The organism is Nocardioides sp. NPDC087217, from assembly GCF_044744805.1.
Classification (GTDB): domain Bacteria; phylum Actinomycetota; class Actinomycetes; order Propionibacteriales; family Nocardioidaceae; genus Nocardioides.
In genome coordinates this window covers 159,663-186,653 of record NZ_JBIUZB010000003.1, presented here as the reverse complement: position 1 = coordinate 186,653, position 26,991 = coordinate 159,663, and the positions used below count along the sequence as shown (strand labels likewise).

Below are 26,991 nucleotides of genomic sequence, written 5' to 3'. Positions count from 1 at the left end.
CTTGCGTGGGGGGTGTGGGGTCAGGAGTCGAAATCAGGAGTCGAAACGGGAAGCGAGCGTCCGAATCCGGTGCTCCAGCTCGACGTACGCAGCGTCGAAGGCCTCAGGGCCCCTGCCCACCGGGTCGGGGATCGACCAGTGCAGCTCGCCGGCGACCTTCGGGGTCTCATGCGCGCGGTCGCACACGGTGACCACCAGATCGTCCGGGTCCAGCACATCGTCGAGATGACGAGGATCGACGATGGGGAGCTCCAGGTCGTGGCGGGTCGCGACCTCGACCGCACCCGGGTTGATCTGCTCGGCGGGATGGGTGCCGGCAGAGGCGGCCGGGATCGTGCTGACCTGGCGCCACAGCGCCGCGGCCAGATGCGATCTGGCCGAATTGCCGGTGCACACGAACAGGACACGCCTGGGCACCGCCACGGGGGATGCGGTGCCCAGGCTCTCGAGCGCGTCCTGCTCGAGGTGCAGGTAGGTACGTCTCCCGTCGCCCTCGGAATGATGACGGGACACGACACCTGCGCTCACCAGGGTCTGCACGTGGTGAGCAAACAAGTTCGACGAGACATTCAGCATCCCGGCGAGCTCTGTGGGGGAGGCATCACTCATCTGGAGGCTGTCGACGATCCGAAGTCGCACCGGATCACCGAGCGCTGCGTGTATCTTCGCCCGGCGTTCCAGCTCCGGCTGTCTCTCAACCTCCATTGACTCAATGTTGACTGAGTAATCGTCGAACGTCAAGAATGCGACCGTGATCTCTTCCCTCCCGCGCCGTCTGCTGGCCGAATTCCTGGGCACCGCCCTGCTGGTCGCCGTGGTCGTCGGCTCGGGCATCGCCGCCGAGCAGCTCTCCCCCGACGACGTGGGCCTGCAGCTTCTGGAGAACTCGATGGCGACCGTCTTCGGCCTGGCCGCGCTGATCCTGATGTTCGGCCCGGTCTCAGGCGCACACTTCAACCCGGTGGTCTCGCTTGCCGACTGGTTCCTCGGGCGCCGGGCCGGCAAGGGGCTCTCGCTCGCCGAGGTCGGCGCCTACGTGGTGGCGCAGGTCGCGGGCGGGATCGGTGGTGCGTTGCTGGCCAACGTGATGTTCGACGTCGACCAGGCGATCTCGACCAAGGACCGGGCCACCGGCGGCCACCTCGTCGCCGAGATCGTCGCCACCGCCGGCCTGGTGGCCCTGATCTTCGCCCTCGTACGCAGCGACCGCGGCGCCCTGGCGGCACCCGCGGTCGGCGGCTACATCGGCGCGGCCTACTGGTTCACCAGCTCCACCTCGTTCGCCAACCCGGCGGTCACGATCGGCCGGGTCTTCTCCGACACCTTCGCAGGCATCGCTCCCGGCTCGGTGGCTCCGTTCATCCTCGCGCAGCTCGTGGGCCTGGTCGTCGGCGTACTCCTGATCCTGGTTCTCTACCCTGGTGCCGGCGACAAGGCCGACGACGTCGTCGTCCCGCATCCCTGAGCCGCGACCTGCCCTGCCCACCGGAACGGACACGCCATGACGCTCGAGAACGCACGCACCAACGACGTCATCCCGCTACGGGAGGCGACCCGCGCGTGGTTCGCGATCTCCTTGCAGACCTTCGGCGGGCCCGCGGGTCAGATCGCGGTCATGCAGCACAAGCTGGTCGATGACAAGCGCTGGATCGGACAGCAGCGGTTCCTCCATGCCCTCAACTACTGCATGCTGCTGCCCGGCCCCGAGGCCCAGCAGCTGGCCATCTACGTCGGCTGGCTGCTCAACGGCACCCTCGGCGGGTTCATCGCCGGCGTCCTGTTCGTGCTGCCCGGCGTCGTCGCGCTCCTCGCCCTCTCGGCTCTGTACGTCGGCGCAGGCTCCACCGCGCTGGTGGCCGGGCTCTTCGCCGGCCTCGCGCCCGCGGTCATCGCAATCGTGGTCCAGGCGGTGCAACGCGTGGGCACGCGGGCATTGCACCATCCGATCCTGGTGGCGATGGCGATCGCCTCGTTCGTCGCACTGACCGTCTTCAAGGTCCCGTTCCCGGTCGTGATCGTGGTCGCGGCTCTACTCGGCTGGCTGGCCGGCACGCGGGTCCCCGCCTTCACCCGGAGCAAGGGTCACGGCAGCACGGACGACGGCCCCGAGCCGCTGATCAGCGATGACGCCCTGCACCACGACGCACCGTCGAAGGTCCGCGGCCTGAAGACCCTCGTCCTGGGCCTTGTGCTGTGGTTCGCCCCGGTGGCGCTGGCGGCGATCGTGTTCAGCCGCGACAGCGTGTTCGTCGACCAGGGCCTGTTCTTCTCCGGCGCCGCCGTCGTCACCTTCGGAGGCGCGTACGCGGTTCTTGCCTACGTCGCCCATCAGGCCGTCAACGTCTTCGGCTGGCTGAAGGCCGGCGAGATGGTCCGTGGTCTCGCGCTCGCCGAGACGACACCGGGACCGCTGATCATGGTCGTGCAGTTCGTCGCCTTCGTGGGCGCCTACCGCAACCCGGGCTCCCTCGACCCGTGGGTGGCCGCCGTGATCGCGTCGCTGCTGGTGACCTGGGTGACCTTCGTCCCCTGCTTCCTGTTCATCTTCCTGGGCGCTCCCTATGTCGAGCGACTTCGGAACAACCAGCACCTCACCGCGGCGCTCACCGGGATCACCGCGGCGGTGGTCGGCGTGATCGCCAACCTCGCGCTGTTCTTCGCGCTGCACACGCTGTTCGACCGCTCCCGCACCCTGGCGTGGGGGCCGATCGACCTGGATCTTCCGGTCCTGTCTTCATGGGACCCGATCGCGTTCGCCATCACCGCGGTGGCGATCGCACTCGTCTTCTGGCGCAAATGGAGCACCATGCGGACCCTCGGCGCGTGCGCGGTCCTCGGACTCGCCTCGACCCTCATACCTCTCTGACGGCGGTGAGCAGGCGCGGCCAGGCCGTCGAGGTCGGGTCGCCCCAGGCTGCGTGGTCGGCGTCGTCGACGACCTCCAGGCGTACGCCGGGGTGTGCTGCCGCATAGCGCTCGGAGATCGCGAGCGGGATCACGGTGTCGGCGGCGCCGTGCAGAACCCGCACCGGGACCTGAGGGGCGAGGCCGAGTGGGTCGGCGGCTGCATACGAGTCGGGGGAATCGGACGGGGTGCCACCGAGGAACTCCTCGACCGCGCCGTCGCCGAGGCCGTCCTGGCTCATCGCGGCCAGCGCGGCGGCGGGGGCCAGGGCCACGACGCCGGTGACGAGGGTGCCCGCGCGGGAGGCCGCCCACAGGGCGAGCTGGCCGCCGGAGGAGTGTCCGACCAGGGTGATCCGGCGGGGTGCGTCGTTGTGGATGGTCCACTCCCGGCCGCTGAGCTGGATCGACTCGATCGCGGTCTCGACGTCGTCGAAGGCCTGCCGCCACTGGCCGGGTCCGTGCCGGTACTCCACCGTCGCGGTCAGATGACCGGCCTCGGCGAGCGCCCGGCCGGCGGACCAGGTGCGCATCCGGTCGGAGTCGCGCCACATCCCGCCGTGGAGCAGCAGCACGAGGGAGTCGGTCGCCTGCGCCGGCTCGAAGACGTCGGCGACCTGACGGGCGGTGGCGCCGTAGCGCATCGTCGCATCGGGGTAGGTGGTGTCGGTGGTCGTCATGACTTCTCCTCGCTGTTGCGGCTGTCTCGGTGGTCGCGGTCGAGCAGCACGCTGACCGCGACACCGACCACCAGCCCCCAGAAGGCGGAGCCGATGTTGAAGACGGTGATGTCGGCGACGGTCACCAGGAAGGTGACCAGCGCGCCGGTGACGTAGGGCCCGCTGAAGGCGGTCTGGAAGGCGCCCTGGAGCGGCTTGAGCATGGCCAGGCCGCCCAGCACGGCGACGTACGCCTCGGGCATGGTGGTGATGACCCGGACCATGCCGGGGGCGAGCAGGCCGAACCCGATCGCGAGTACGCCGCACCAGATCGCCGCGGCATAGTGCCGTCGCCGCTCGCCCGAGGCGGTGACCAGTGCGTTGGTCGGCCCGGCCAGGCAGGTGGACACGCCGCCGAAGGGAGCCGCGACCAGGGAGGTCACCCCGCACCAGCCGGTCACCTGGTTCATCCGCGGGTCATGGCCGGCGGCTCGCAGGACCGCCATGCCCTGGCCGTTCTGGACGACGAGGACGGTGATCAGCAGCGGGATGGTGAGCTCGATGAACGCGGACCCGGTGAAGGTCGGCGTGGTCCAGACCGGGTCGATGAGCCAGCGGCCGGAGACCTCGACGGCCGGTCGGTCGGCAAGGCTCACCGCGACCGCGCCGACGGCGAGCGCGACCAGCACCGCCGGGAGCCAGCGCGCGAGCCGTGGGACGGCGCTGACGGCGACGAAGGCGACCACCATCGGCCCGGCGATCGCCAGGTCGCGGTCGACGGCGAGGACCAGGTCGGTGCCGAAGCGGAGGAAGACACCGGCCACCATCGCCATCACGATCGGCATCGGCAGCAGGTGCATGACCCGGTCGACCTGCCGGGTCAGGCCCAGGGCGACCAGGAGCACCGCCGCCATGATGAAGCCGCCGACCGTCTCCGGCCAGGTGGTGCCGGCGGCCATCGCCTGGCCGACGACCACGGTGCCGGGGATCGTCCAGAAGTAGACCAGCGGCTGCCGGCTCCAGCGCGAGGCGATGATCGTCAGCACCCCGTTGAGGCAGAAGACCGCGCTCACCCACGAGGCGACGACACCGGCGGAGAGCCCAGCACCCTGGCCCACGGCGAGAATCACCGCGACCGGGCCGGTGCAGGAGAAGAGGAAGCCGATGAAGCCGTTGACCAGCTCGTGACGGCCCAGGTCGCGACGCAGACCGGGCCGGGGCTCGCGGACGTCGAGATCGTCGAGCTCGGTGCTCATGGCTCCTCCGTCGGCTCGGCCGCCATCGCCGCGAGCTCGGTCCGGCTGCGGACGCCGAGCTTCGCGTAGATGCGGGTCAGGTGGTACTGCACGGTCTTGGGCGAGACGAACAGCTGCGCGGCCACCTCGCGGTTGGAGAGCCCCGAGGCGACCATCTGCGCGACGGTCTCCTCCTGCGGGGTCAGGTCCACCGGGCCACGCTGACCACGCGGCGCCCGCACTCCCCCGGCGCGCAGCTCGCGCTGGGCGGCGTCGACGTAGGTCAGCGCCCCGATCCCGTCCCACAGATCGCGCGCGGAGGAGAGCAGCGCCTCGGCGTCGCGACGGCGGCCGGCACGGCGCAGCGCCTGGCCGTAGGCGAAGGTGACCCGGGCGCGCTCGTAGCGCAGCGGCAGCCCGTCGAGCAGACCGAGCGCGCGGTCGAACGTGTCCCGGACCCCGGCGAGGTCGCCACGCGCGCCGTGCCAGCGGCCCCGGGCCGTGGCCAGCCTGGCCTGGGCGGAGCGGTGCTGCTCCTCCCGAGCGCGAGCCTCGTGCGGGCGGAGGAACTCATCAGCCTCGTCCAAGCGGCCCTCCGCGATCAGCGCGGCGGCGTACGTCTCGGCCCAGGGCCAGATCGCCGGCTCGGTCAGCGCGCTTCCGGCCGGGGCCTGGGTGAGCGGCTCGAGGATACGGAGGACCGCACGGAAGTCGCTGCGGGCCTCGGCGATGTGGGCGCGGGCGAGCAGCGCGGGGACGCGCATGATCTCGTAGCCCTGCGCCCCGATCTCGGCGGCGCGGGCGGTGCGGGCCGCCTCCTCCCAGCTGCCGCGCAGCAGGTGGGTCTCGGTGGCCGTCCACTCCAACAGCGGGGTGACCAGGGCGATGCCCGACTCGGCGGCCAGCGCCCGGCCGGCCGCGACCGTCTGCAGGGCCGCGTCGCCCTCACCGGTCAGGAACTGCACCCGTGCCAGCCAGGCCAGGGCCCACATCGAGATCCGGGTCGAACCGCCGAGGACCCGCGGGTCGGTGACGCCCTCCAGTCGGCTGCGGGCCTCGTCGGGCTCGTCGGAGAGTACGTCGAGCCAGCCGCGACCCATGGTGACCCGCTGGGTCTGGGCGCTGTGCCCGACGCGGCGCGCCGCCAGGGCGTACGCCTCGTGGGCGTCCTCGAACCGGCCGGCCATCGCCAGGCCGAGCCCGCGGATCGCCGCCGCCTCGACGCCCGCCGCCGAGTCCCGGCCGGCTAGCGAGATCGCCCGGTCGGCCCAGGTGACCAGCTCGTCGCCGCGGCACAGCGCCAGCGAGTGCAGCACGTGCCGGGTGGCGATCAGCGCGGCGGTCTCCGGCTCCCGGTCGGCGTTGACGATGTCCCAGGCGCGCTTGAGCCGCACCTCGGCCTCGGTGGCGCGGCCGCGCAGGATCGCCAGATAGGCGAGCACCGCATCGCGCAGGGGCGTCTCGCGCAGACTCTCGACGACGGGCACCAGCGCCGCGGCGCCCATGCCGTCACCCGCCGCGACCAGCGCGTCGACGGAGTGGATCAGCCGGTCGTCGCGCCGCACCGGGTCCTCGGTGAGCCGGCTGGAGTCACGGTAGAGGGCCGCGGCCTCCGCCCAGGCGCCCTCGTCCCCGCGCCGCTGGGCGAGCCGGGCGACCTCGTCGGCGAGCTCGGCGTCTGGAAGCGGGGTGGCAGCGACGAGGTGCCGGGCCCGGCGGACCTCGTCGTCGACGATCGCGGCGGCGCGCTGGTGCGCGTCGGCGGCCCGGCGAGCGCCCATCGTCGCCAGCACGGCGACGCCGACCAGCGGCGTACGCCAGCGGGGGCGGTGGTCGCGGGTCGTCTCGACGAGCCCGGCCGAGGCCAGGGCGTCGACCGCGGAGAGCGGGTCCTCGAGGCCGGCGAGGGCCGCGGCCTGGCCCAGCGACGCGTCCTCCCCCAGGATCGCGAAGGCCTCGGCGAGGGCGCGTCCATCGGCGCCGCACCCGGCGAGGGCGACCTGGACCTCGTCGCGTACGTGGACCGGGGCGGGCAGCTGCGTGTCGGGCCGTGCCCAGCGGGTCGGTGGGAGCTCGTCGAGCAGCGCGACCGCGTCGCGCGGGCTGCCCGCCGTGTGGCGGGTGAGGACCTCCGCCATCGACGGGTGCAGGACCCGTCCGCGCAGCGAGGCGAGCTCGCCGACCGCGGCCGCGTCCAGCCCCTCGATGCGTACGGTCTCGGCGGCGATCTCGCCGAGGAACGCGGTGCTGCGGGTGGCTGAGAGCACCACGAGCACCGGTGCGTCGCGGTGCCGGCGCAGCGCGGAGGCGATCGCCTGCAGCGAGAACGTGTCGGCGAGGTCGGCGTCGTCGACCAGGATCATTCCGGGCTCCTCGGCACACCCCGCCAGGGACCGCGCGACCAGGGCATCCGCCGCGGCGACCGGGTCGGCCGGCGGCTCCTCCCCGAGCAGCTGGCGCAGCACCGCTCCGGGCGAGTCCTGCTCCCACGCGCCGGCGCGGGCCCTCAGCGCCGGCGTCGCGACCCGGTCCGCCAGGCCGCGCAGCAGCGCGGTCTTCCCCAGCCCCGGGTCGCCGAGGACGAGTACGGCGGCGGAGCCGGAGGTGCGGGTGCGGGCCAGCCGCGAGGTGAGCTCCACGAGCTCGTCCTCGCGACCGACACACCCAGCTCGTTCTATGAGCACGGTCACACCCTAGGCCCCCTTCAGGCCGGTACGCCGTCGTCGAGCGTGACGCTCACGACGGTCTCTTCCGGGGACCGCGGCACCGCCACGGTCACGAGGGCACCGAGCACCGCGACGCCGGCGAAGATCTGGAAGGCGGTGGTGCCGCCCACTCCGGCGGCGACCAGCGCCCCGCCGATGATCGGTCCGACGATGCCGCCCAGCCGGCCGAACCCGGCACACCAGGCGACGCCCGCGCCGCGGGCCCGGGTCGGGTAGTAGTTGGCGACGAGCCCGTAGATCAGCACCTGCGTACCGATCGTGCCGACCCCGGCGATCGCGACGGCCGGGAACAGGATGGTGAGCGGCAGCCCGAGGGGCAGCAGCAACAGCATCAGGCCGGCGAGCACGAAGGTCGTCGAGACCACCTTCTTGGCCCCGGTGCGGTCGGCGACGTACGAGGCGAGAAGGCCACCGAGGATGGCACCGCCGTTGAGCACCAGCAGGAAGGTGAGCGCGTACGCCTTGCCGTAGCCGTTGTCCTCCATGATCTTCGGCAGCCAGGTGTTCAGGCCGTAGGTCAGCAGCAGCCCGGAGAAGCTCATCAGGCCGAGCACGGCGGTCGGGAACGCGAGCGGGCGGCGCGCCAGGGCGCTGAAGCCGACCGCCTCCTGGGCGGTGCTGGTCGCCGCGACCCGGCCGCGGGAGTCGAGCCACAGCTGCGACTCGGGCAGCTTGGCGATGGCGAAGGGCAGCAGGAGCACCAGCGGGGCGGCGCCGATCGCCATCAGGATCCGCCAGTTGGAGCCGCTCGGATCGATGATGAGCGCCATCACGGAGGCGGCCACGCCGCCGGCGGGGATGCCGCTGTAGACGATCGCGTTGAGGCGGTTCTTCCGCTCCGGCGGCGCGAACTCGGCGACCAGGGCACCGACGGTCGCCAGGATCGCGCCCAGGCCGAGGCCGGTGAGGAAGCGCAGGATGCCGAAGACGGCGATCGACTGGGCGAACGCGGTCGCGGCCATCCCGAGCGAGAACCAGGTGATGCTGGCGAGCACGACCTTCCGGCGGCCGATCCGGTCGCTGACCGCGCCGGCGCTCAGTGCGCCGACGAGCACCCCGACCAGCGCATAGCTGCCGAGCGTGCCCGCCTGGCCCGCGGAGAGCTGCCCGATCTGGGAAGGATCTGACATCAGGGTCGGCAGCACCGTGCCGTAGACCACGAGGTCGTAGCCGTCGAACATCAGGGCCAGTGCGGAGAGCGCGACGACCCAGGCGAGCTGGCGCGCGGTCTTGGCCCGAGTGATTTCATCGGTGTTTTCGGACATGGGTGTCTCCATGGGTGACGCGAGCGTGCTCGCGAAGGGAGGGACGGCCCCGAGAGAGGACCTGGTGGCTCAGCCGAGGTCACCGCCGGCGACGGGAAGGACCGTGCCGGTGATGTAGGAGGCTTCCTCGGAGGCGAGGAAGCAGATCGCGGCGGCCTGCTCGTCGAGCGTGCCGTAGCGGTGCATCAGTGAGGTCTCGAGGGTCTGGTCGATATGGGCCTGGAACCAGGCCTTCTCGTTGTCGGTCTGCGGCGTTGGTGTGCCCCGGGAGATCCGGCGCGGCGGCGCTTCGGTGCCGCCCGGAGCGGTCGCGACGACCCGGATGCCATCGCCGGCGTACTCCAGGGCGAGCGAGGCGGTGATCGCGTTGATCCCACCCTTCGCCGCCGAGTACGGGATCCGGTGGATGCCGCGGGTCGCGGCCGAGGAGACGTTGACGATGACGCCGTGCCCACGCTCGACCATGCCCGGCAGGGCGGCCCGGCAGGCGTACAGCGTGGTCATCAGCGACCGGGTGATCTCGGCGTCGATCTGCGCAGGCGTGAACTCGGTGAACGGCTTGAAGTTGATCGCGCCGCCGACGTTGTTGATCAGCACGTCGATCCGGCCGTACGTCTCCACAGCCCGCTCCACCAGCGCGGCCGCGCCGTCGTAGTGCTCGAGGTCGCACTCGACCGCGGTCGCTTGTGCGCCTTGGCTGGTGAGGTCGGTGGCGACCTCGGCCACCAGCGGCGAGCGGTCGGCGAGGACGACCTTTCCGCCCTCGGCGGCCACCCGGCGAGCCACTTGGGCGCCGATGCCCTGGGCGGCCCCGGTGACCACCACGACCTGCCCGGCGAACCGGCCCGGCGTGATGAACCGCGGCCTGCTCGCGGCGGCCGACTCGGCCATCGCGCGCCGCATCGTCTCCTGGGACCGCTCGCTGTGGGCCTTGATCAGGTCGCGGGCGGCCAGCCGGTCGCCGCGCTCGAAGGCCTCGACGATGTCGAGGTGGTCCTGGGTGCACTGCGGGTGGCACCAGGTGGCGTTACGCAGCACGTCCTCCATCCGGCCCTTGACCCCGAGCGCCTGGTAGGCGGCCAGCAGGTGGCTGTTGCCGGTGAGGGTGAACAGGTAGTCGTGGAAGGCCGCGTTCGACTCGGTGTAGCCGTGGGCGTCGAGGAACCGGTCGCCCTCGACGTACGGGAGAGTGGACTCGGCGAGCAGACGGTAACCGGCCAGCTGCTGGGAGTCGAGCCGCCCGATGGTCAGGTCGAGCGCCCCCACCTCCAGCGCCGCCCGGGCCTCGAAGATGGCGTCGGACGCGGAGATGTCCGGGTGCTCCTCCCCGATCGTGTAGCCGTCCGCTGTGGTCGAGACGTCGCCCGCGTCGGCCGAGGCGTCAGGTACGTCGGCCGAGAGGTCATCGCCGGCCGGGAACACCTTCTGGCCACCAATACGGCGGGCATCCGCGGTCACCGTCAGGCCGTTATCCTCGACGACCGCACCGACGGCTCCGTCGAGCGCGGCCGGCGCGACCAGCTGACCCGCGATGCAGCGTACGACATCTCCGTCGTCACGCGTCGTGGCGGCCGATCCGGCGGGTCCGAGGTCAAGCGCTGGAAGCATCTGCTGCCCCGCGATCGCCCGCGCCTCCGGGTGGGTCTCCAGCTCGACGCGCACGGGTGACGCTTCGGCCGACGCGGGTGACGCTTCGGCCGACGGGGATGACGCTTCGGCCGACGGGGCTGACGCCTCGGCATCGGCCGGCACCGCGAGGGCGAACTTCTCGTAGTAGAACCCGGTGGGCTCGATGCCGGCACCGGCGACATGCGTACGCACCGCCTCGACCATCGGCGGCGGGCCGCACAGGTAGATCGCGACGTCGCCGTCGTGCAGGTCCTCGTCGCCGATCAGGCTCATCACGTAGCCCTTGTTGGCGGCGGTCGAAGCGGGGTCGGAGACGCAGTGGTCCCAGGTGAACCCGGGCAGCCGCGAGACCAGCTCCTCGACCTCGTCGAGCTTGACCAGGTCGTCGTCGGTGCTGACGCCGTAGACCAGTCGGCCGCCTCGGTCGCAGCCGTCGACGTCGAGCTGACGCAGCATCGAGAGCACGGGCGCGAGCCCGGTGCCACCGGCCAACATCAGCACCGGCCGGCGCGCCTCGCGCAGGAAGAAGGAGCCGTTCGGTCCGGTGAAGGTGACCTCGTCACCGACGGCGGCCCGCTCGGTCAGCCAGGTCGACATCGCGCCGCCCGGGGTGAGCTTGACCAGGAAGACGAGCCGCTCCTCGTGCGGGGCGTTCGCGAAGGAGTACGACCGGGTCACCTCGGTGCCGGGCACCGCGATGTTGACGTACTGACCCGGCAGGAAGGCCAGCTCGCCGCGGTTGGGGATGTCGATCGCGAGCTCGACCGTGGTCGGGCTCAGCCGGTCCAGGCCGACGACGGTGCCGGTGTAGCTCGCGGCGCCGGTCTTGGCGACCTCGGAAGTGGTGGCGATCTGCAGCGCGAGGTCCGAGCGTGGCTTCATCGAGCACGGCAGGGCGTACCCCTCGGCGGCCTCCGCCTCGGAGAGCGCGTCCTCGATGTAGGTGCCGCCGTCGTACTCCCCCGACTCGCACAGCGCCTTGCACGTCCCGCATGCGCCGTCGCGGCAGTCCAGCGGGATGTTGATCCGCTGCCGGTAGGACGCGTCGGCGACGGTCTGGTCCTCACGCACGGTGATGAACCGGGTCACCCCGTCCTCGAAGGAGAGCGCCACCTGGTGGGTCGCGACCCCGGTGCTCGGCTCGGTCTGTGTTGCAGTCATCGCGGTGCCTCAGACGTGGTAGATGTCGACGACGTGGTGGATGTAGTCGTTCTTCAGCACCACGGTCTTGCGGCGGATCAGCGGCTGCTCGCCGGAAAAGTCGATGGTGTAGAACGACGTGCCGTAGTAGGGGTCGACGGTCTTGTAGCGGAAGTACATGGTGTGCCAGTTGAAGCGCACGTCGACCAGGTCGCCGCGGCGCTCGATCACCTCGACGTTGCTGATGTTGTGCGACGTACGCGGCTCGGGCAGGGAGGTGGCCGAGGACCGCTCCGTACGGATCCGGAAGACCCGGTCCTCCAGACCACCCTTGTTGGGGTAGTAGATGAGCGACATCTCGGTCTGCGGGTCCTCGGTGAGGAGGTCCGCGTCGTCCCAGCAGGGCATCCAGTAGACGACATCGTCGGCGTAGCACTCGAGCCACTTCTCGAACTCGCGGTCGTCGAGGAAGCGCGCCTCGCGGTAGAGGAACTGCTCGATCATGCTGTGCGTAATGAGCTTGGGGGTGACGAGCTTCGCCCCGGCCGGGGCGTTCTGGGTGAGCGTCATGGTCAGTTGCCCTTCTCGTTCGCGATGGCCGCGCGCATCTGCTCGGTCCACTGCGCGTGCATGACCGGGTAGAGACCCTCGTCCTCGTTCTTCGCGCCGGCCGAGATCACACCCGGCATGTCCAGCGCCTCGGCGACCTCGTCGGGGCCGGTGAGCCAGTGCTCGGCGCCACGGCTCATGTCGTTCCACGGAGCGGCGGAGGCCTGGTAGGTGAGGAAGCAGGAGCGGAACTCCTCCAGGTCGTCGGGCGTGGCCATGCCGGAGGCGTTGAAGAAGTCCTCGTACTGCCGGATCCGCCAGGCGCGTGACTCCGGGCTCTCGCCCTTCGGCGCGATGCAGTAGATGGTGACCTCGGTCTGGTCGACCGAGATCGGGCGGAAGTGCCGGATCTGGGTCGAGAACTGGTCCATCAGGTACACGTTCGGGTAGAGCAGCAGGTTGCGGGAGCCCTTGACCATGAACTCGCCCTTGGCCTCGCCGAACTTCTCCTTGAGCGTGTCCATCTGGTCCCACAGCGGCCGGTCGGCGGGGTTGGCGGCCCAGGTCCACAGGCACAGGTGGCCGTTCGGGTAGGACCAGTAGCCGCCACCCGCCTTGCCCCAGCTGCCCGCGTCGACGGTTTTGGTCGTGTTCTTCGACTCGCCGGTGTTGCGACGCGAGGTCGTGGCCGCGTAGTTCCAGTGGGTGGCGGTGACGTGGTAGCCGTCGGCGCCGTTCTCCGCCTGGACCTTCCAGTTGCCGTCGTAGGTGTAGGTCGAGGATCCGCGCAGCACCTCGAGCCCCTCGGGCGACTGGTCGACGAGCATGTCGATCACCTTGACGGTGTCACCGAGGTGCTCCTCGAGCGGCAGTACGTCCTCGTTGAGCGAGCCGAACAGGAAGCCGCGGTAGCTGTCGAAGCGGGCCACGTGGGTCAGGTTTTGCGAGCCTTGCGTGTTGAAGCTCTCCGGGTAGCCCGCGTCGTCGGGGTCCTTGACCTTGAGCAGGGTGCCGTCGTTGCGGAACGTCCAGCCGTGGAACGGACAGGTCAGGGTCATCCGGTTGTCGGTCTTGCGCCGGCACAGCATCGCGCCACGGTGGGCGCAGGCGTTGATCATGCAGTGCAGCTCGCCGTCCTTGTCGCGGGTGATCATCACCGGCTGCCGCCCGATGTAGGTGGTGAAGTAGTCGCCGGGGTTGGGCACCTGGCTCTCGTGGGCGAGGTAGATCCAGTTGCCCTCGAAGATGTGCTTCATCTCCAGCTCGAAGACCTCCTCGTCGGTGAAGATTCGGCGGTTGGCGCGGTAGATCCCGGCCTCGCGGTCCTCGACCACGGCGTCCGACAGGACGTTCTCGATGTGGCCCAGGCTCTCGGTGAGCGGTGCGGTCATGGTGATGCCTCCAACGGGTGACGGTCCCCACACCTTCGCAAGACGTGGCGACCGTCACACCAGGCGAATGCCCAGTCCCGACCTAGGCACCCATTGATCATTCAAATCGATCAATAGGCGTCAGTTTCGTCCTTGTTGTTTATCTATCGCGGTCCTAGTGTGGCGGTCATCACCACCTCGTGAGGAGCGCTTCATGGAGCTACGCCACCTGCGGTATTTCGCCGCGGTCGCCGAGACCTGCCACTTCGGGCAGGCCGCGGCACAGCTGCACATCGCCCAGCCGGCGCTCTCCCAGGCGATCCGCCAGCTCGAGTCCGAGCTCGACGTCACCCTGTTCACCCGGACGACCCGGCAGGTCTCCCTCACCCCGGCCGGCGAGTTCCTGCGCACCGAGGCCGCGCGGGTCCTGGCCGCCGTCGACGACAGCGTCCGAGGCGTACGCCGCATCGGGGCCGGCCGCCACGGCCTGGTCCGCCTGGGACTAACCGGCACCGCCTCGTTCTCGCACCTGCCGGGCATCGCCCGGGTGGTCAAGCGCGAGCTGCCCGAGGTGGCGCTCGAGATCCACGCCGACCTGCTCACGCCGGCCCAGTGCGAGCGGCTGCAGAGCGGGGCCCTCGACCTCGGCGTACTGCGGCCGCCCGCCACCGGCGAGGGACTGACCCTGCGTACCCTCGAGGTCGAGCCGCTCGCGCTCGCCATCCCCGTCGACCACCGGCTCGCCGTCGAGCCCGTCGTAGCCCTGGCCGACCTGCGCACCGAGCCGTTCGTGGCCTACAGCGCCCGCGACTCGGCGGTCAACGAGGCGGTCCTGCGCAGCTGTCGCGAGGCAGGCTTCGTGCCGCGCCGCGAGCACGAGGCGCCCAGCACCGCTGTCCTGCTGGCGCTGGTCGCCGCGGGCCTCGGCGTCGCGGTCCTCCCGGCCTCGGTCCGGGCCCTTCCGCTGGAGGGCGTGGTCTTCCGCGACCTGCTCGACGCGGGCAGCGTCGAGCTCTCCCTCGCCTACCGCACCGACGACGACAACCCCGTCGTCGACGCCGTCATCGAGATCCTCGAGGCAGCCGACCTGTTCACCGCACCCCGTCTGGAAGCTCCCCGATCATGAAGATCACCAAGGTCGAGGCGATCCCGTTCGCCATCCCCTACCGCAAGCCGCTGCGCTTCGCCTCCGGCGAGGTCCACACCGCCCAGCACGTGCTCGTCCGGGTGCACACCGACGACGGGGTCGTGGGTGTCGCCGAGGCGCCGCCGCGGCCGTTCACCTATGGCGAGACGCAGGCCGGGATCATCGCCGTCATCGACCAGCTCTTCGCCCCGCAGCTCGCCGGGCTGACCCTGCTCGAGCGCGAGACCGCCCGTGTCCTGATGGAGCGCACCGTCGGCAACCCGACCGCGAAGGCCGCCGTCGACATGGCCATGTGGGACGCCCTCGGCAAGACCCTGGATCTGCGGGTCGTCGACCTGCTCGGTGCCTTCACCGACCGGATGCGGGTCTCCCACATGCTCGGTTTCGACGGGCCCGAGGCGATGGTCGCCGAGGCGGAGCGGATGCGGGAGACGTACGGGATCTCGACGTTCAAGGTGAAGGTCGGTCGCTCCCCCATCGAGCTCGACACCGCCGTGGTCCGGGCGCTGCGCGAGCGGTTCGGCGCCGAGATCGAGCTGTACGTCGACGGCAACCGCGGCTGGACCGCGGCCGAGTCCGCCCGCGCGATGAAACAGATGGCCGACCTGGACCTGCTCTTCGCCGAGGAGCTCAACCCGGCCGATGACGTGCTCGGGCGACGCTGGCTGGTCAGCCAGCTCGACGTGCCGTTCATCGCCGACGAGTCCGTGCCGACCGCGGCCGACGTCACCCGCGAGGTGCTCGGTGGCTCCGCCACCGCGATCAGCATCAAGACCGCGCGCACCGGCTTCACCGGGTCACAGCAGGTGCTCCATCTCGCCGAAGGCCTCGGGCTGGAGGTCGTGATGGGCAACCAGATCGACGGCCAGCTCGGCAGCGCCTGCTCGATCGCCTTCGGCGCGGCTCACCGGCTCACCTCCCGCCGCGCCGGTGAGCTCTCCAACTTCCTCGACATGGCCGATGACCTGCTCACCGAGCCGCTCGAGATCCGCGACGGCGAGCTCGTCGTACGTCCTGGTGCCGGCCTCGGGGTCGAGATCGATCCGGAGAAGCTGGATCGCTACCGCACCGACAACTGAACACCTGACCCCACCGCAACACGAGAGGACACACCCATGACCACCGACCAGACCCTCGAGTCCGCCGAGTCCGCGACCGCGGCCGCCTCGGGCGCCTCCGCCACCGAGCGCTTCGCTGCCGACAAGTCGCCCTTCGACGCCGTCAAGGACACCCCGCCGGAGCGCGTCGACCGGCTGGCCAAGCGCGTGCTCAACGCCGTCTACGACACGATCCGCGAGGAGAAGGTCAGCTACGACGAGTACAACGCGCTCAAGGCGTGGCTGATCCAGGTCGGCAAGGACGGCGAGTGGCCGCTCTTCCTCGACGTCTGGGTCGAGCACGAGGTCGAGAAGGTCGCCACCGAGCACCGCGAGGGCAACAAGGGCACCATCGAGGGCCCCTACTACGTCCCGGCGGCCCCGGAGCAGGGCGCGAACGGCACCATCCCGATGCGCGACGGCGAGGCCGGCACCCCGCTGACCTGGACCGGCACCATCACCTCCACCGACGGCACCCCGCTCGACGGCGCCAAGGTCGAGCTGTGGCACGCCGACGCCGACGGCTTCTACTCGCAGTTCGCGCCCGGCATCCCGGAGTGGAACCTGCGTGGCAGCTTCACCGTCGGGGGCGACGGCGCCTTCGAGATCCACACGATCCAGCCGGCGCCCTACCAGATCCCGACCGACGGCTCCTGCGGCAAGCTCATCGCCGCCGCCGGCTGGCACGCCTGGCGCCCCGCGCACCTGCACGTCAAGGTGTCGGCTCCGGGTCACGAGCTGCTCACCGCGCAGCTCTACTTCCCCGGAGACGAGCACAACGACGACGACATCGCCTCGGCGGTCAAGCCCGAGCTCGTGCTCGCGCCCGTCGCCAACGGGGACGGCTCGGTGAGCGTCGACTACGGCTTCGTGCTCGACCCGGTTCGCGGCTGATGCTCTATCACGTACGCATGGACGTCCGGATCCCGCACGACCTGGATCCGGACGTCCGCGACGACACGATCGCCCGTGAGAAGGCCTACGCCCAGGAGCTCCAGCGCGCCGGGAAGTGGCCGCACCTGTGGCGGATCGCCGGGGAGTACGCCAACTTCTCGGTCTTCGACGTCGAGTCCCACGACGAGCTCCACCAGATCCTCTCCGGCCTGCCGCTGTTCCCCTACATGGACGTCCAGGTCACCCCGCTGGCCAAGCACCCGTCCAAGGTCGACTGACTACTCCCCCACCGTCTCCACCCGCCACGGAGCGGTCGCGCTTGTCGTCACCTCGGGATGCCCGTCGGTCCCCATCACCACCTCGTACGTCGCCGAGGCCCCGTCCGGGGTGACCACCTCGACCACGCGCCGCTCGCCGGCCTCGAGTCCGGGGAATACCCGCAGCTCGAGGCCGTCGAGGTAGTCGTAGTCGGGCCGGTCGGTGCGGGTGCCGACCGGCACGACCGCCCCGGAGCGTACGTAGAGCGGGAGGGTGTCGAAGTCGTGCTGCTCGCGGCGCCAGCCACCGCCCTCGACCACCCGGCCGGTCCACCAGTCGGTCCACCGCCCCGGTGGCAGGTAGACGTCGACGGAGCCGTCGGGTGAGAACACCGGCGCGACGAGGAGGTCCGGACCGAGCAGATACTCCCGGTCGACGTACGCGGCCCCCGGATCGTCGGGGAAGGCCAGCGCCAGCGGCCGCATCATCGGGACACCCCGCAAGCTCGCGGCCAGGCCGGCGGCGTACAGGTAGGGCATCAGGGAGAGCTTGAGCCCGGTGAACCGTCGGGTCACCGCGACCGCGCTCTGCGGCGACTCATCGACGGTGCCGGTCACCGGGTCCTCGTCGAAGGTCCACGGCACCCGGTACGAGCCGCTGCCATGCAGCCGGGAGTGGCTGGAGAGCAGCCCGAACGCGGTCCAGCGCTTGAACACCCCGGCGTCCGGCGTGCCCTCGAACCCGCCGATGTCATGGCTCCAGAAGCCGAACCCGCTCATCGCCAGGGAGAGCCCGCCGCGCAGCGTCTCGGCCATCGACTCGTAGGTCGAGGTCGAGTCGCCGCCCCAGTGCACCGGCAGCCGCTGACCACCGACGGTGGCGGAGCGGGCGAAGAGCAGCGCCTCGCCCTCGCCGCGCCGCTCGACCAGGACGTCGTGGACGGCCTGGTTGTAGAGCTGGGTGTACCAGTTGTGCATCTGCACGGGGTCGGAGCCGTCGTGGTAGACGACGTCGGTCGGGATCCGCTCGCCGAAGTCGGTCTTGAAGCAGTCGACTCCCTGACCGACCAGCCGGCGCAGCTTCGACTTGAACCATTCGGTGGCATCGGGGTTGGTGAAGTCGACCAGGCCCATCCCGGCCTGCCACATGTCCCACTGCCAGACCTCACCGCACGGCTTCCGCAGGAGATACCCCAGGCCAGCGGCCTCGTCGAAGAGCGGTGACCGCTGCGCGATGTAGGGGTTGATCCAGACGCAGACCCGCAGGTCACGCTCGGTGTGCAGCCGGTCGAGCATGCCCTCGGGGTCGGGGAACGTACGCGGGTCCCACTCGAAGTCGCACCAGTTGAACTCACGCATCCAGAAGCAGTCGAAGTGGAAGACCGACAGCGGCAGCCGGCGCTTCGCCATCGCGTCCAAGAACCCGGTGACCGTGTCCTCGTCGTAGTCGGTGGTGAAGCTGGTGGAGAGCCACAGCCCGTAGCTCCACGCCGGGACCTGCGCAGGCCGCCCGACGAGCGCGGTGTAGCGCTCGAGGATCTCCGCCGGCGTCGGGCCGTAGATGATGAAGTAGTCCAGGCTCTCGCCCGGCACGGAGAACTGCACCTGCTCGACCGACTCGCTGCCGACCTCGAAGGAGACCTTGCCGGTGTGGTTGACCAGCACCCCGTAGCCGCGGTTGGTGAGGTAGAACGGCACGTTCTTGTAGGCCAGGTCGCTGGAGGTGCCGCCGTCGGCGTTCCACACGTCCACGGTCTGTCCGTTCTTGACCAACGGGCCGAACCGCTCACCGAGCCCGTAGACGAGCTCGCCGACGCCGAGGGCCAGCTGCTCGTGGACGTACGTCTCCCCTGCGGTGACGGCATAGCCGACCGAGCGCTCGCCGCTGCGGGTCAGCACCCTGCCCTCCGCCTCGAACCGGAGCTCCCAGGGCGCCCCGGCGGTGACGGTGGCCTGCAGCGGACCGCTGCGCAGCACCCCGCCCGCCTCGCTGGTGCTGACCTCCGCCGCACCCTCCTCGGCGCCGAGCAGGTCGAACCCGCGAGGCTTGCGGGCCCCGCGCAGGTGCTCGATGCGTACGCCGATGACCCCTTCCAGCGGTGAGCTGAGGGTGACCGTCAGCGTGGGGCGGTTGAGCGTGTCCCCGCGCGACTCGATGACCTTCGTCGGTGCGGTGACGACCAGGGTGTCCTCGGTCGCCTCGACGTCGTAGGCCTCTCTGGCATAGAGCATCTCGACGCCGGGCAGGGGACGCCAGAAACCGTCGGTGAACTTCACGAGCGAGCCTTTCTCATTTGACCGCACCTGCGGTGACACCGCGGGTGAGCGTGCGCTGGAAGATGAGGAAGAAGACGAGAGTGGGGATCAGGCCGAGCAGGGCCGCGGCGCTCGTGGTGGTGACGTCCATCAGCTTCTCGCCCTGGAGCGCGGCCACCGCGAGTGGCACCGTCTGCTTGTCGTTGCTGACCAGGAAGGTCGTCGGGATCAGGAACTCGTTCCAGGTCCAGATGAAGAAGAAGATCAGCAGCACCGAGAGCGTCTGCCAGGAGACCGGGACGACCACCTGCCACAGCGTGCGCCACCGGCCGGCGCCGTCCATCGCGGCCGCCTCCAGCAGCTCACGAGGAAACCCGCTGTAGACGCTGGTGAGCAGGTAGGTGCCGAACGCGCTCTGGATGACGGTGAAGATGATGATCACCGACCACTGGCTGTCGTAGAGCCCGACCGCCTTCGACATGTTGTAGAGCGGGTAGAGGAGCGCCTCCTGCGGCAGCATGTTGGCCAGCAGGAACACCACCAGCAGCGGAATCCGGCCACGCGCCCGGCCGATGCCGAGGGCGTAGGCGTTGAAGAGCGAGACCAGCACCCCGAGCACCGACACCATGGCGGAGATGAAGATGCTGTTCCACAGCTTCACGGGGAAGTCGGAGGCCTCCCAGAACCTGGCCAGGCCGTCGAAGTAGAGATGCGACGGCAGCTGCAGCGGACCACCCTGGTTGTAGTCGCCGGGAGACTTGAACGAGTTGAGCAGGATCAGCAGCAGCGGGGCCACCACGACCAGCGCCCCCAGCACGGCGCCGCCCAGCAGCACCCAGTCCAGCGGCCGGCGTTTTCTCGACATGCTCATCGGGCCACCCCCGTAGCGCAAGCGCCGGAGTACGGACGCGGCCCGATGAAAGATCGGATGATCACTCGCTGACGCTCGCTCATCGGGCCTCCTCGGCCTGTTCGACCCGGCGCTGGGCGATCAGGAAGACCAGGGCCACGACGACGATCACCACGGTCAACGCGGTCGCGATCGTGGCGCCGTAGCCCACCTGCGTACGCTGGAAGAACTCGCTGTAGGCGTAGTAGCTCGGCACGGTCGTCGAGGTGCCCGGACCGCCACGGGTCAGCGCGTAGACCGGGGCGAAGACCTTCAGCGCCGCGATCGTGCAGGTCAGGGCGACCACGAAGATCTCCGGACGGATCACCGCGATCGTGATCGCGCGGAAGCGATGCCACCAGTTGGCCCCATCGAGCTCGGCCGCCTCGTAGAGCTCGGGGTCGACCCGCGCGAGCGCCGCCATGAAGACCACCACCGGATAGCCGACCTGTACCCAGATCAGCACCGCCATGATCGTGGGCAGCGCCCAGGTCGGGTCGCCGAGCCAGTTCTGCTTGGCGCCGTCGAGGCCGACGGTGCCCAGGACCGAGTTGAGGGCACCGTCGTCGGGGCGCGCGATCCAGCCGATGACGATGGCCGCGACGACGATCGGGATGATCTGAGGGATGTAGTAGGTGGCCCGCAGGAAGCTTGCCACCCGCCCGCCGAACCGCTTCCCGACCAGGTCGAACAGCACCGAGGCGATGAGCAGGCCCAGCAGCGTCGGCACCACCACCATTGCCACGATCATGGCGATGCTGTTGCGGAACGACGTCCAGAACTTGGCGTCGGCGAAGAGCTGCCGCCAGTTCTCCAGCCCGATCCACTGCGGCGGAAGGATGCCGCGGTAGGAGGTGAAGCTGTAGTAGATGTTCATGCCCAGCGGGATGATCACGATCGCTGTCACCAGCAGCAGCCCCGGCAGGAGATACCACCAGTAGCCCGCCGGCTGCTGGACCTTCGTGGTGCTCACCGGTCAGGATCCGCCGGTGATGCTGTCGACGCCGTCCTGGTAGAGCCCGCCGAGCTCCTTATTGACCTGGTCCGGGTCCTTGGTGCCGTTGAGCACCTCTTGCAGGCCCGCGTTGAGCTCGTCATAGAACGTCGGGGTCGGCCAGTCCGGGTAGAAGGCCAGCCCGTCCTGGTCGGTCAAAGTGTTGAAGTTGGCGATGAGCTGCTTGCTCTTCTCGTCGGTGATCGCCTCGGGGTCGGAGGCCACCGGTACGCCGCCGTGGTTGCCCATCAGGTTCTGGATCTTCGGGCTCATGGTGATGTCGATGAACTTGTAGGCGAGGTCCTTCTCCTTCGCCTTGGTCGGCACGACCCACAGGTTGCCGGAGGAGCCGGGCGACATCTTCGCGCCGGGGAAGAGCCCGGTGCTCCAGTCGAACTTCGCCTCCTCGACGAACCGGCCGTACCACCAGCTGCCGGAGAAGAACATCGGCGCCTTGCCGTTGATGAAACTGACCCCGGCGTCCTCGGCCTTGAGACCGGTGGCGCTCTTGGAGATATAGCCCTTCGCCGTCCAGTCCCTGATGGTCTCGGTGGCGTAGCTGATCTCGGGGCCGGAGAAGTCGACCTCGTCGGTGTAGGTCTGATAGGCGTCGACCCAGTCGCGGTCGGCCTTCATCAGGGCGAGCTGATACCAGAGCTGGCCGAGCGGGTATTCCGCGGCCGACTCGGCCAGCGGCGTGATGCCCTTGGCCTTGAACGCGGCCATCGCCTGCTCGACCTCCTCGAAGGTGGTCGGCACCTTCACGCCGTTCTTCTTGAAGAGGTCCTCGTTGTAGTAGAACTCGACGTACTCGCCGTAGTTCGGGATGCCGTAGTAGCCGCCCGAGCCCATGACGCCCTTGCTGTCGTAGGTGGCGGTGGTCTGCAGGCTCGGGGCGAGCTTGTCGTCCCACTTGTAGGCCTTGACGGCGCCGTCGAGGTTGGTCAGCAGCCCCTGGCTGGCGAGCAGGCCGGCGGTCGCGTTGCCCTTGTTGTATTCCATGACGTCGGGCGCCTTGTCGGAGTTGAGCACCTGGCTGGCCGTGGTGCGGATCTGCTCGAAGGACTTGGCCTCGAACTCGACCTTCGCGCCGGTCTCCTTCTCGAACTCCTCGATCGCGGCCTTCCAGGCCACACCCATCGCGCTGGTCTCGTTCTCGTAGTGCCACAGGGTGAGCGTGTGGCCCTTGCCGTCCACCGTGGTGTCGACGTCGTCGCTGCTCGTGCTGCCGCCCGAGTTGCTGCAGGCGCTCATGACCAGTGTCCCGGCCAGCACGGCCGCACCGAGCGCAAGTCTCGTGCTGCGCATGGCGTACCTCCTCCTCTGGCGTGCCTCGGTGCACCGCCAGCATTTGTCCTTGACGTGAACATAATGGAGCGGCGAGTGTGATGCAAGACACAAACCTCCAGAATCTTGGGTGATTCCGGAGGTTTGTACGTCGCCGGCGGAGGCGCCGGCCGCCTCAGGTCGAGAGGAAGCCGGCCGGGTCGGCAAGCAGCTCGGACCAGACCAGCTCGGCGGCGCCGATCATCAGCTGCTCCTCCCCCAGCGCCGCGTCCCGCACCTCGACGCCCTCACGGATGGCGGCAACCGCGTCGCCGACGAGGTCGACGGGTGCGGCGTCGTGCAGCGCGGCGAGGAAGCCGGAGAGCACGATCGCCTGCGGGTTGAGGACGTTGACGGCGTTGCGCACCGCGACCGCGAGCAGGCCGGCCTTCTCCTCGACCAGGGCGGCCAGTGAGCGGTCCGGGTCGTCTGCCAGACGCTCGGCGAGCCGCTCGCCGAGGCGTCCGGCGTCGGCGTCGTCGAGGCCGACGGCAGCGAGCAGGGTCGCCTGGTCGACCTCGGCCTCGAGGCAGCCGGCGGCGCCGCAATGGCACTGTTTCCCGCCCGGTCGCACGACGGTGTGGCCGAACTCGCCGGCATAGCCCGCAGCGCCGGTCAGCAGCCGTCCTGCCATCACCGCACCGCCACCGACACCGCTCGCCCCGCCGATCAGATAGACCAGGTCAGCGACACCTTTCCCGGCGCCGAAGCGACTCTCGGCACGCATCGCGAGGGTGGCCGCATTGGCCGCCCAGGACCGCACCCCGGTGGCCTTGGCGACCTCGTCGACGATGGGCACCTCGCTCCAGCCGAGATGGGTGGCTTGGCGCACGACGCCGTCGTCGAGGCGGACCTGACCGGGGATCGCGAGGCCGAGGCCGAGCACCCGCGCCGGGTCGCCGGCGAGCATGCCCCTGACCGTGGCCGCGGCCAGGCCGACCACGGTCGCCACCTCGGTGTCGGGGGTCTCGATGCGCACGTGCTTGACGACTCGCCCGCCCAGTCCGACGAGCCCGACGTGCACCGCGTCGACCTCGGGGTTGACCGCGACCGCGACGACGTCCTCAGCGAGCCTGACCACCCCGCTGGGCCGGCCCGCTCCACCGCTGAGCGTCGTCGGCGTCGACTCGGTGACCAGCCCCAGCTTGACCAGGTCGGCGACGACCCCGGCCATCGTTGACCGGCTGAGCCCGACCTCCCGGGTCAGCTCGGCCCGCGACCGCGCTCCCCCCTCATGGAGCACGGTCAGCACCCGGGAGAGATTTCGCCGACGCAGATGCTCCGTGGTCTGGCTCGTCATGGAGCGACACTAACACTGGGCGCTATTTTGTCGTGGATACGAACAAAGTGGCCCGAAATGGACGACCAGGTCACGCCGCGGCCAAGCACCCTCCAAGGTGAACTAGCCCCCGAGCTGCTCGAGCACCCGGTCGGCTTCGCGCCGCAGCGGCGCGAAGCCGTGCTCGGCGGCCAGTTGCCTGCCGCGGCGGGCGTGGACCCGGGCGGCCGCGGTGTCTCCCTCCGCGTGGAGCGCCTGGGCCAGTCCGATCCGGGCACGGGTCTCGGTGAACGAGGCGACGTGGGTGTGGCTGAGCCGGACCGCGTACTCGTAGGTCTCGGCGGCGTCTCGGTGGTTCCCGGTCGCATCGAGGGCGGCGGCATAGCTGCACGCCGTCGAGGCGACGAAACGTACGTCCCCGTGGGCCCGCGCGGTCAGGTGGGCCCGCTCGGCGAGCTCGAGCGCCGAGGTGAAGTCACCACGGACCAGGGCGAGCAGACTGAGCTCCTCGAGCGCGTTGGCCTCGGCGAACGGGCTCCGGTTGCGGGTGGCCTGCGCCAGCGCCGACTCGAGCCGGTCGCCGGCTGAGTCGAGCAGACCGAGAGCTCGCTCGGCCGCGGCCAGGGTGGAGAGCTCGAGCGGCGTGGCGCTGCCCTGTACCTCGCTCAGCTCGACCGCCTGGAGATGGTGGCGGCGGCCCTCCTCGAAGCGACCCTGCTCGGTGCAGGCGATGCCGAGGGCCTGATGGGCCCAGGATCGCAGCCCCTCGGTGCCCTCGACGTCGCCGAGGATCTTCAACGCGTGCGTGTAGGCGACCTCTGCCTCACGTCCGGAGTCGGCGACCCGGTGGCGGTGGCCGTCGACGATCGACGCGAACGCCAGCCCCTGCGGCCACCCGCTCGTGTCGAGCAGACTCCAGGCGCGGTCCGACTCCGCCCAGGCCTCCTCCATCCGCCCCAGGACCCCGAGCACATCGGCCCGCAGCGTACGCAGGAAGGCCTCGGCCCGCGCCTCCTCCTCCAGCATGGCGACCTCGGCCCCGACCGTCACGAGCTCGAGGTAGGTGGTCACGTCGAGGCGGGTGCGGTAGTGGATCCGGGCCTGGTCGACGAGCTTCCAGGCGTAGTGACGCCGGAGCGGGTCGGTCGCCACCTGCTTCGAGAAGGCGATCAGCAGCTGGGCCTCGCGGTCGAGCCAGGTGCGGGCGTCGTCGCCGGAGTCGAAGCGGCTCTGCGCCGACAGCTCGATCTCCAGCGCGCGCAGGCGGCCGGGGTAGGCGGTGTCGGCGGCACTGACCGTGGTGTCCAGCAGCCAGTCGGCGAGCCGGCCCTGCGCCTGCGGCTGCTCGGGGTCGGCGGCGGCCAGATCGCCGGCGTGGAGCCGGAGCAGATCGTGGTAGTGGTAGCGCCCGACGCCGTCGTCGGAGACGGCGGTCTGCAGCATGTTGGCATCGACCAGGTCCTCGAGCAGCCGCTGCGTGGTGCTCGGGTCGCGGTCGAGGACGGCGCAGGCCGGAGCGGGGTCGAAGTCGTAGGCCGAGATCAGCGAGCACAGCCGGAACGCGCGCTGCGCTTCGGCGGGCATCGCGGCGTAGGAGATCTCAAGACTGGCCGCGACACTCACCTCGCCGACGGCCAGCTCGGCGAGCCGGTGGGAGCTCTCGCTCAGCCGGGAGGCGTACGTCTCGATCGACCATTCCGGGCGGCTCAGCAGTCTGGCCGCGGCGATCCTGAGCGCCAGCGGAAGGCGGCCGCACGCCAGCGCCAGGGACTCGCTCGCGCGCGGCGCCGCGGCGACGCGCTCGTGCCCGACGATCGCGCCGATGAGGTGGACGGAGGCGTCGGTGCTGAGCTCGCCGAGGTGGATCTGTCGGCCCAGGTCGATCGTGCCCGCGAGGGCCGGCAGCCGGTGGCGGCTGGTGAGGATCGTCCGGGTGGCGCCTAGCCCGGGCAGCAGCGGGATCACCTGGCCGGGGCTGTCGACACTGTCCAGCACGATCAGCATCCGGCGGTCGGAGAGCTCGCTGCGGAGCAGGGCCGCGGCGTCGGCGGCGTCGGTCGGGATCTGCTGGCCGGAGAGTCCGAGCGAGCGCAGGAAGCGCCGCAGCACCGTGCCGGGGTCGACCGCATCGCCCGAGACGCCGTGGAGGTCGGCGTAGAGCTGGCCGTCGGGGAAGTCGCCGCGCAGCCGGGCCGCGGCGGTCAGCGCCAGCGCGCTCTTCCCGGAGCCCGCCGGCCCGGTGACCAGCACCGCGCCACCGCCGCCCTCGCCGAGCCCGGCCGCCAGCATCGCGAGCTCGGCGTCACGCCCGATCAGCGCCGGCGCCGCCGGCACCTCCCGAGGTACGTCCCGCCGGCGCGCACCCTCGACCAGCGTCGGTCGCCGGGTGTGCCAGCGCCCTTCCAGCGTCCCTTGGCGGACGTCCTCGAGGACCGGGCTCGGGTCCAGCCCGACCTCCTCGGCCAGGACGGACCGGACCGTGTCGTAGGCGGCGAGCGCCTCGGCCTGCCGTCCGGCCGCGGCGAGCACCTTCACGTACGCCGCCCACAACGGCTCGTCCAGTGGTCGCAGCCGGGCGAGCTCGCCCACGACCGGGAGCGCCTCGATGGCGCGGCCCTCGGCAACGCCGAGGGTCGCCCATCTGAGCACGACCGCGACGTACTCGTCCTCGATGGTGCTCGACAGCCAGGGCGCCTGGTCGAACCCGTCGGGACGCCCACGCCACAGGCCGACGGCCTCGGTCAGCGCGGCCAGCTCGTCGGTCCAGGTCAGCTCACGGAACCGGACCAGGTCGAGCTCGTCGGCCGAGGCGTCGAGGCGGAGGGCGCTGCCGTCCTGGGTGACCGCGACCGGGGCGACGAGGGCGCGCAGGCGCCGGATCAGCTGGGCCAGCCGCCTGCCCGACTCGGCCGAGGTGAGGTCGGGCCACAGCAGGTCGAGCAGCTCGTCGCGCCCGACCTTCTCCCCCGGCTCGAGGGCGAGCCTCCGGAGCAGGAGTCCGACCTGATCGGCCATCTCGACCGGCACTCCGTCACGGACCACGACGGTCGGGCCGAGGACGGCGATGCTCACCACCGCGCCGTCGGCCTCGCGGGCGGGTGCGACGGCCTCGGCGAACCGGACCGTCTCCTCCTCGCTCAGGTCCAGCGCCTCGGCGAGCGCGCGCAGCGAAGCCGCCCTCGGCCGCCTGGTCCTGCCCTGCTCGAGGTCGCGGATCGAGGCGACGCTGACCCCCGCTGCCCGCGCCAGCGCGCCCTGTGTCAGCGAACGCGCCTCGCGCAGCCGGCGGAGCCTGGGACCGAACGTGCCCTCATGGCGCACCCCGGCCTCCGTCAAGACCCCGAGCCTGGCGAATCACCACGAAATCCTATCGGG

The 26,991-nt window shown here is 70.6% G+C and carries 20 protein-coding genes; 6 read left to right on the top strand and 14 right to left on the bottom strand.

Annotated features, from left to right (window positions below):
• Positions 1-33 precede the first annotated feature (33 nt).
• The gene (locus tag ACIO3S_RS15220; protein ID WP_400465062.1) at positions 34-705 is read right to left on the bottom strand and encodes an ArsR family transcriptional regulator; all 672 of its coding nucleotides are present in this window, start codon (positions 703-705) and stop codon (positions 34-36) included.
• 46 nt (positions 706-751) lie between these two features.
• Between ACIO3S_RS15220 and ACIO3S_RS15215 the strand changes: the two genes are divergently transcribed.
• Positions 752-1,465 (top strand): aquaporin, encoded by a 714-nt coding sequence (locus tag ACIO3S_RS15215; RefSeq protein WP_400465059.1) that lies wholly within the window; start codon positions 752-754, stop codon positions 1,463-1,465.
• A gap of 36 nt (positions 1,466-1,501) precedes the next feature.
• Entirely contained in the window at positions 1,502-2,866 is a 1,365-nt protein-coding gene (gene chrA, locus ACIO3S_RS15210) for a chromate efflux transporter (protein ID WP_400465056.1), read from the top strand.
• On the opposite strand, the gene ACIO3S_RS15205 is transcribed toward chrA, so the two are convergent.
• From ACIO3S_RS15205 to benA, 7 genes are all read right to left on the bottom strand, one after another.
• The gene (locus ACIO3S_RS15205; RefSeq protein WP_400465053.1) at positions 2,853-3,584 is read right to left on the bottom strand and encodes an alpha/beta hydrolase family protein; all 732 of its coding nucleotides are present in this window, start codon (positions 3,582-3,584) and stop codon (positions 2,853-2,855) included. The genes chrA and ACIO3S_RS15205 overlap by 14 nt on opposite strands.
• Positions 3,581-4,819, bottom strand: coding sequence for a benzoate/H(+) symporter BenE family transporter (locus ACIO3S_RS15200; RefSeq protein WP_400465050.1), 1,239 nt, complete (start codon positions 4,817-4,819; stop codon positions 3,581-3,583). The genes ACIO3S_RS15205 and ACIO3S_RS15200 overlap by 4 nt, the downstream gene beginning before the upstream one ends.
• Positions 4,816-7,482 (bottom strand): LuxR C-terminal-related transcriptional regulator, encoded by a 2,667-nt coding sequence (locus tag ACIO3S_RS15195; protein WP_400465047.1) that lies wholly within the window; start codon positions 7,480-7,482, stop codon positions 4,816-4,818. Before ACIO3S_RS15195 ends, ACIO3S_RS15200 begins: the two co-directional genes overlap by 4 nt.
• A 20-nt stretch (positions 7,483-7,502) precedes the next feature.
• Complete coding sequence (locus tag ACIO3S_RS15190) at positions 7,503-8,789, bottom strand: aromatic acid/H+ symport family MFS transporter (protein ID WP_160027546.1); 1,287 nt, start codon at positions 8,787-8,789, stop codon at positions 7,503-7,505.
• A gap of 69 nt (positions 8,790-8,858) precedes the next feature.
• Positions 8,859-11,579, bottom strand: coding sequence for a benzoate 1,2-dioxygenase electron transfer component BenC (benC, locus tag ACIO3S_RS15185; protein WP_400465043.1), 2,721 nt, complete (start codon positions 11,577-11,579; stop codon positions 8,859-8,861).
• A 9-nt stretch (positions 11,580-11,588) separates the two neighbouring features.
• Complete coding sequence (gene benB, locus ACIO3S_RS15180; protein ID WP_400465040.1) at positions 11,589-12,128, bottom strand: benzoate 1,2-dioxygenase small subunit; 540 nt, start codon at positions 12,126-12,128, stop codon at positions 11,589-11,591.
• Positions 12,129-12,130: 2 nt separating this feature from the next.
• Entirely contained in the window at positions 12,131-13,498 is a 1,368-nt protein-coding gene (gene benA, locus ACIO3S_RS15175) for a benzoate 1,2-dioxygenase large subunit (protein ID WP_400465038.1), read from the bottom strand.
• Between the two features lie 193 nt (positions 13,499-13,691).
• Between benA and ACIO3S_RS15170 the strand changes: the two genes are divergently transcribed.
• From ACIO3S_RS15170 to catC, 4 genes are read left to right on the top strand one after another with little or no spacing between them, the layout of a single operon-like run.
• Complete coding sequence (locus ACIO3S_RS15170) at positions 13,692-14,603, top strand: LysR substrate-binding domain-containing protein (protein ID WP_160027542.1); 912 nt, start codon at positions 13,692-13,694, stop codon at positions 14,601-14,603.
• The gene (locus tag ACIO3S_RS15165; protein ID WP_400465035.1) at positions 14,600-15,703 is read left to right on the top strand and encodes a mandelate racemase/muconate lactonizing enzyme family protein; all 1,104 of its coding nucleotides are present in this window, start codon (positions 14,600-14,602) and stop codon (positions 15,701-15,703) included. Before ACIO3S_RS15170 ends, ACIO3S_RS15165 begins: the two co-directional genes overlap by 4 nt.
• Positions 15,704-15,739: 36 nt before the next feature.
• The gene (gene catA / locus ACIO3S_RS15160; RefSeq protein WP_400465032.1) at positions 15,740-16,615 is read left to right on the top strand and encodes a catechol 1,2-dioxygenase; all 876 of its coding nucleotides are present in this window, start codon (positions 15,740-15,742) and stop codon (positions 16,613-16,615) included.
• A complete protein-coding gene (gene catC / locus ACIO3S_RS15155; protein ID WP_008361945.1) occupies positions 16,615-16,893 on the top strand; it encodes a muconolactone Delta-isomerase in 279 nt (92 codons plus the stop codon). The genes catA and catC overlap by 1 nt, the downstream gene beginning before the upstream one ends.
• Here the strand turns inward: catC and yicI are convergent, their stop codons facing one another.
• From yicI to ACIO3S_RS15125, 6 genes are all read right to left on the bottom strand, one after another.
• The gene (yicI, locus tag ACIO3S_RS15150) at positions 16,894-19,149 is read right to left on the bottom strand and encodes an alpha-xylosidase (protein WP_400465029.1); all 2,256 of its coding nucleotides are present in this window, start codon (positions 19,147-19,149) and stop codon (positions 16,894-16,896) included. It lies immediately after the preceding gene.
• A gap of 13 nt (positions 19,150-19,162) precedes the next feature.
• On the bottom strand, positions 19,163-19,999 hold the full coding sequence (locus ACIO3S_RS15145; protein ID WP_400465026.1) for a carbohydrate ABC transporter permease: 837 nt from the start codon (positions 19,997-19,999) through the stop codon (positions 19,163-19,165).
• Positions 20,000-20,078: 79 nt separating this feature from the next.
• Complete coding sequence (locus ACIO3S_RS15140) at positions 20,079-20,990, bottom strand: carbohydrate ABC transporter permease (protein ID WP_400465023.1); 912 nt, start codon at positions 20,988-20,990, stop codon at positions 20,079-20,081.
• A 3-nt stretch (positions 20,991-20,993) separates the two neighbouring features.
• Positions 20,994-22,319 carry an extracellular solute-binding protein gene (locus tag ACIO3S_RS15135; protein WP_400465020.1) on the bottom strand — a complete coding sequence of 442 codons (1,326 nt, stop codon included), beginning with the start codon at positions 22,317-22,319 and terminating at the stop codon, positions 20,994-20,996.
• Positions 22,320-22,473: 154 nt separating this feature from the next.
• On the bottom strand, positions 22,474-23,637 hold the full coding sequence (locus ACIO3S_RS15130; RefSeq protein WP_400465018.1) for an ROK family protein: 1,164 nt from the start codon (positions 23,635-23,637) through the stop codon (positions 22,474-22,476).
• 102 nt (positions 23,638-23,739) lie between these two features.
• Positions 23,740-26,952: a BTAD domain-containing putative transcriptional regulator gene (locus ACIO3S_RS15125; protein WP_400465016.1), complete on the bottom strand. Its 3,213-nt coding sequence runs from the start codon at positions 26,950-26,952 to the stop codon at positions 23,740-23,742.
• Positions 26,953-26,991 lie beyond the last annotated feature (39 nt).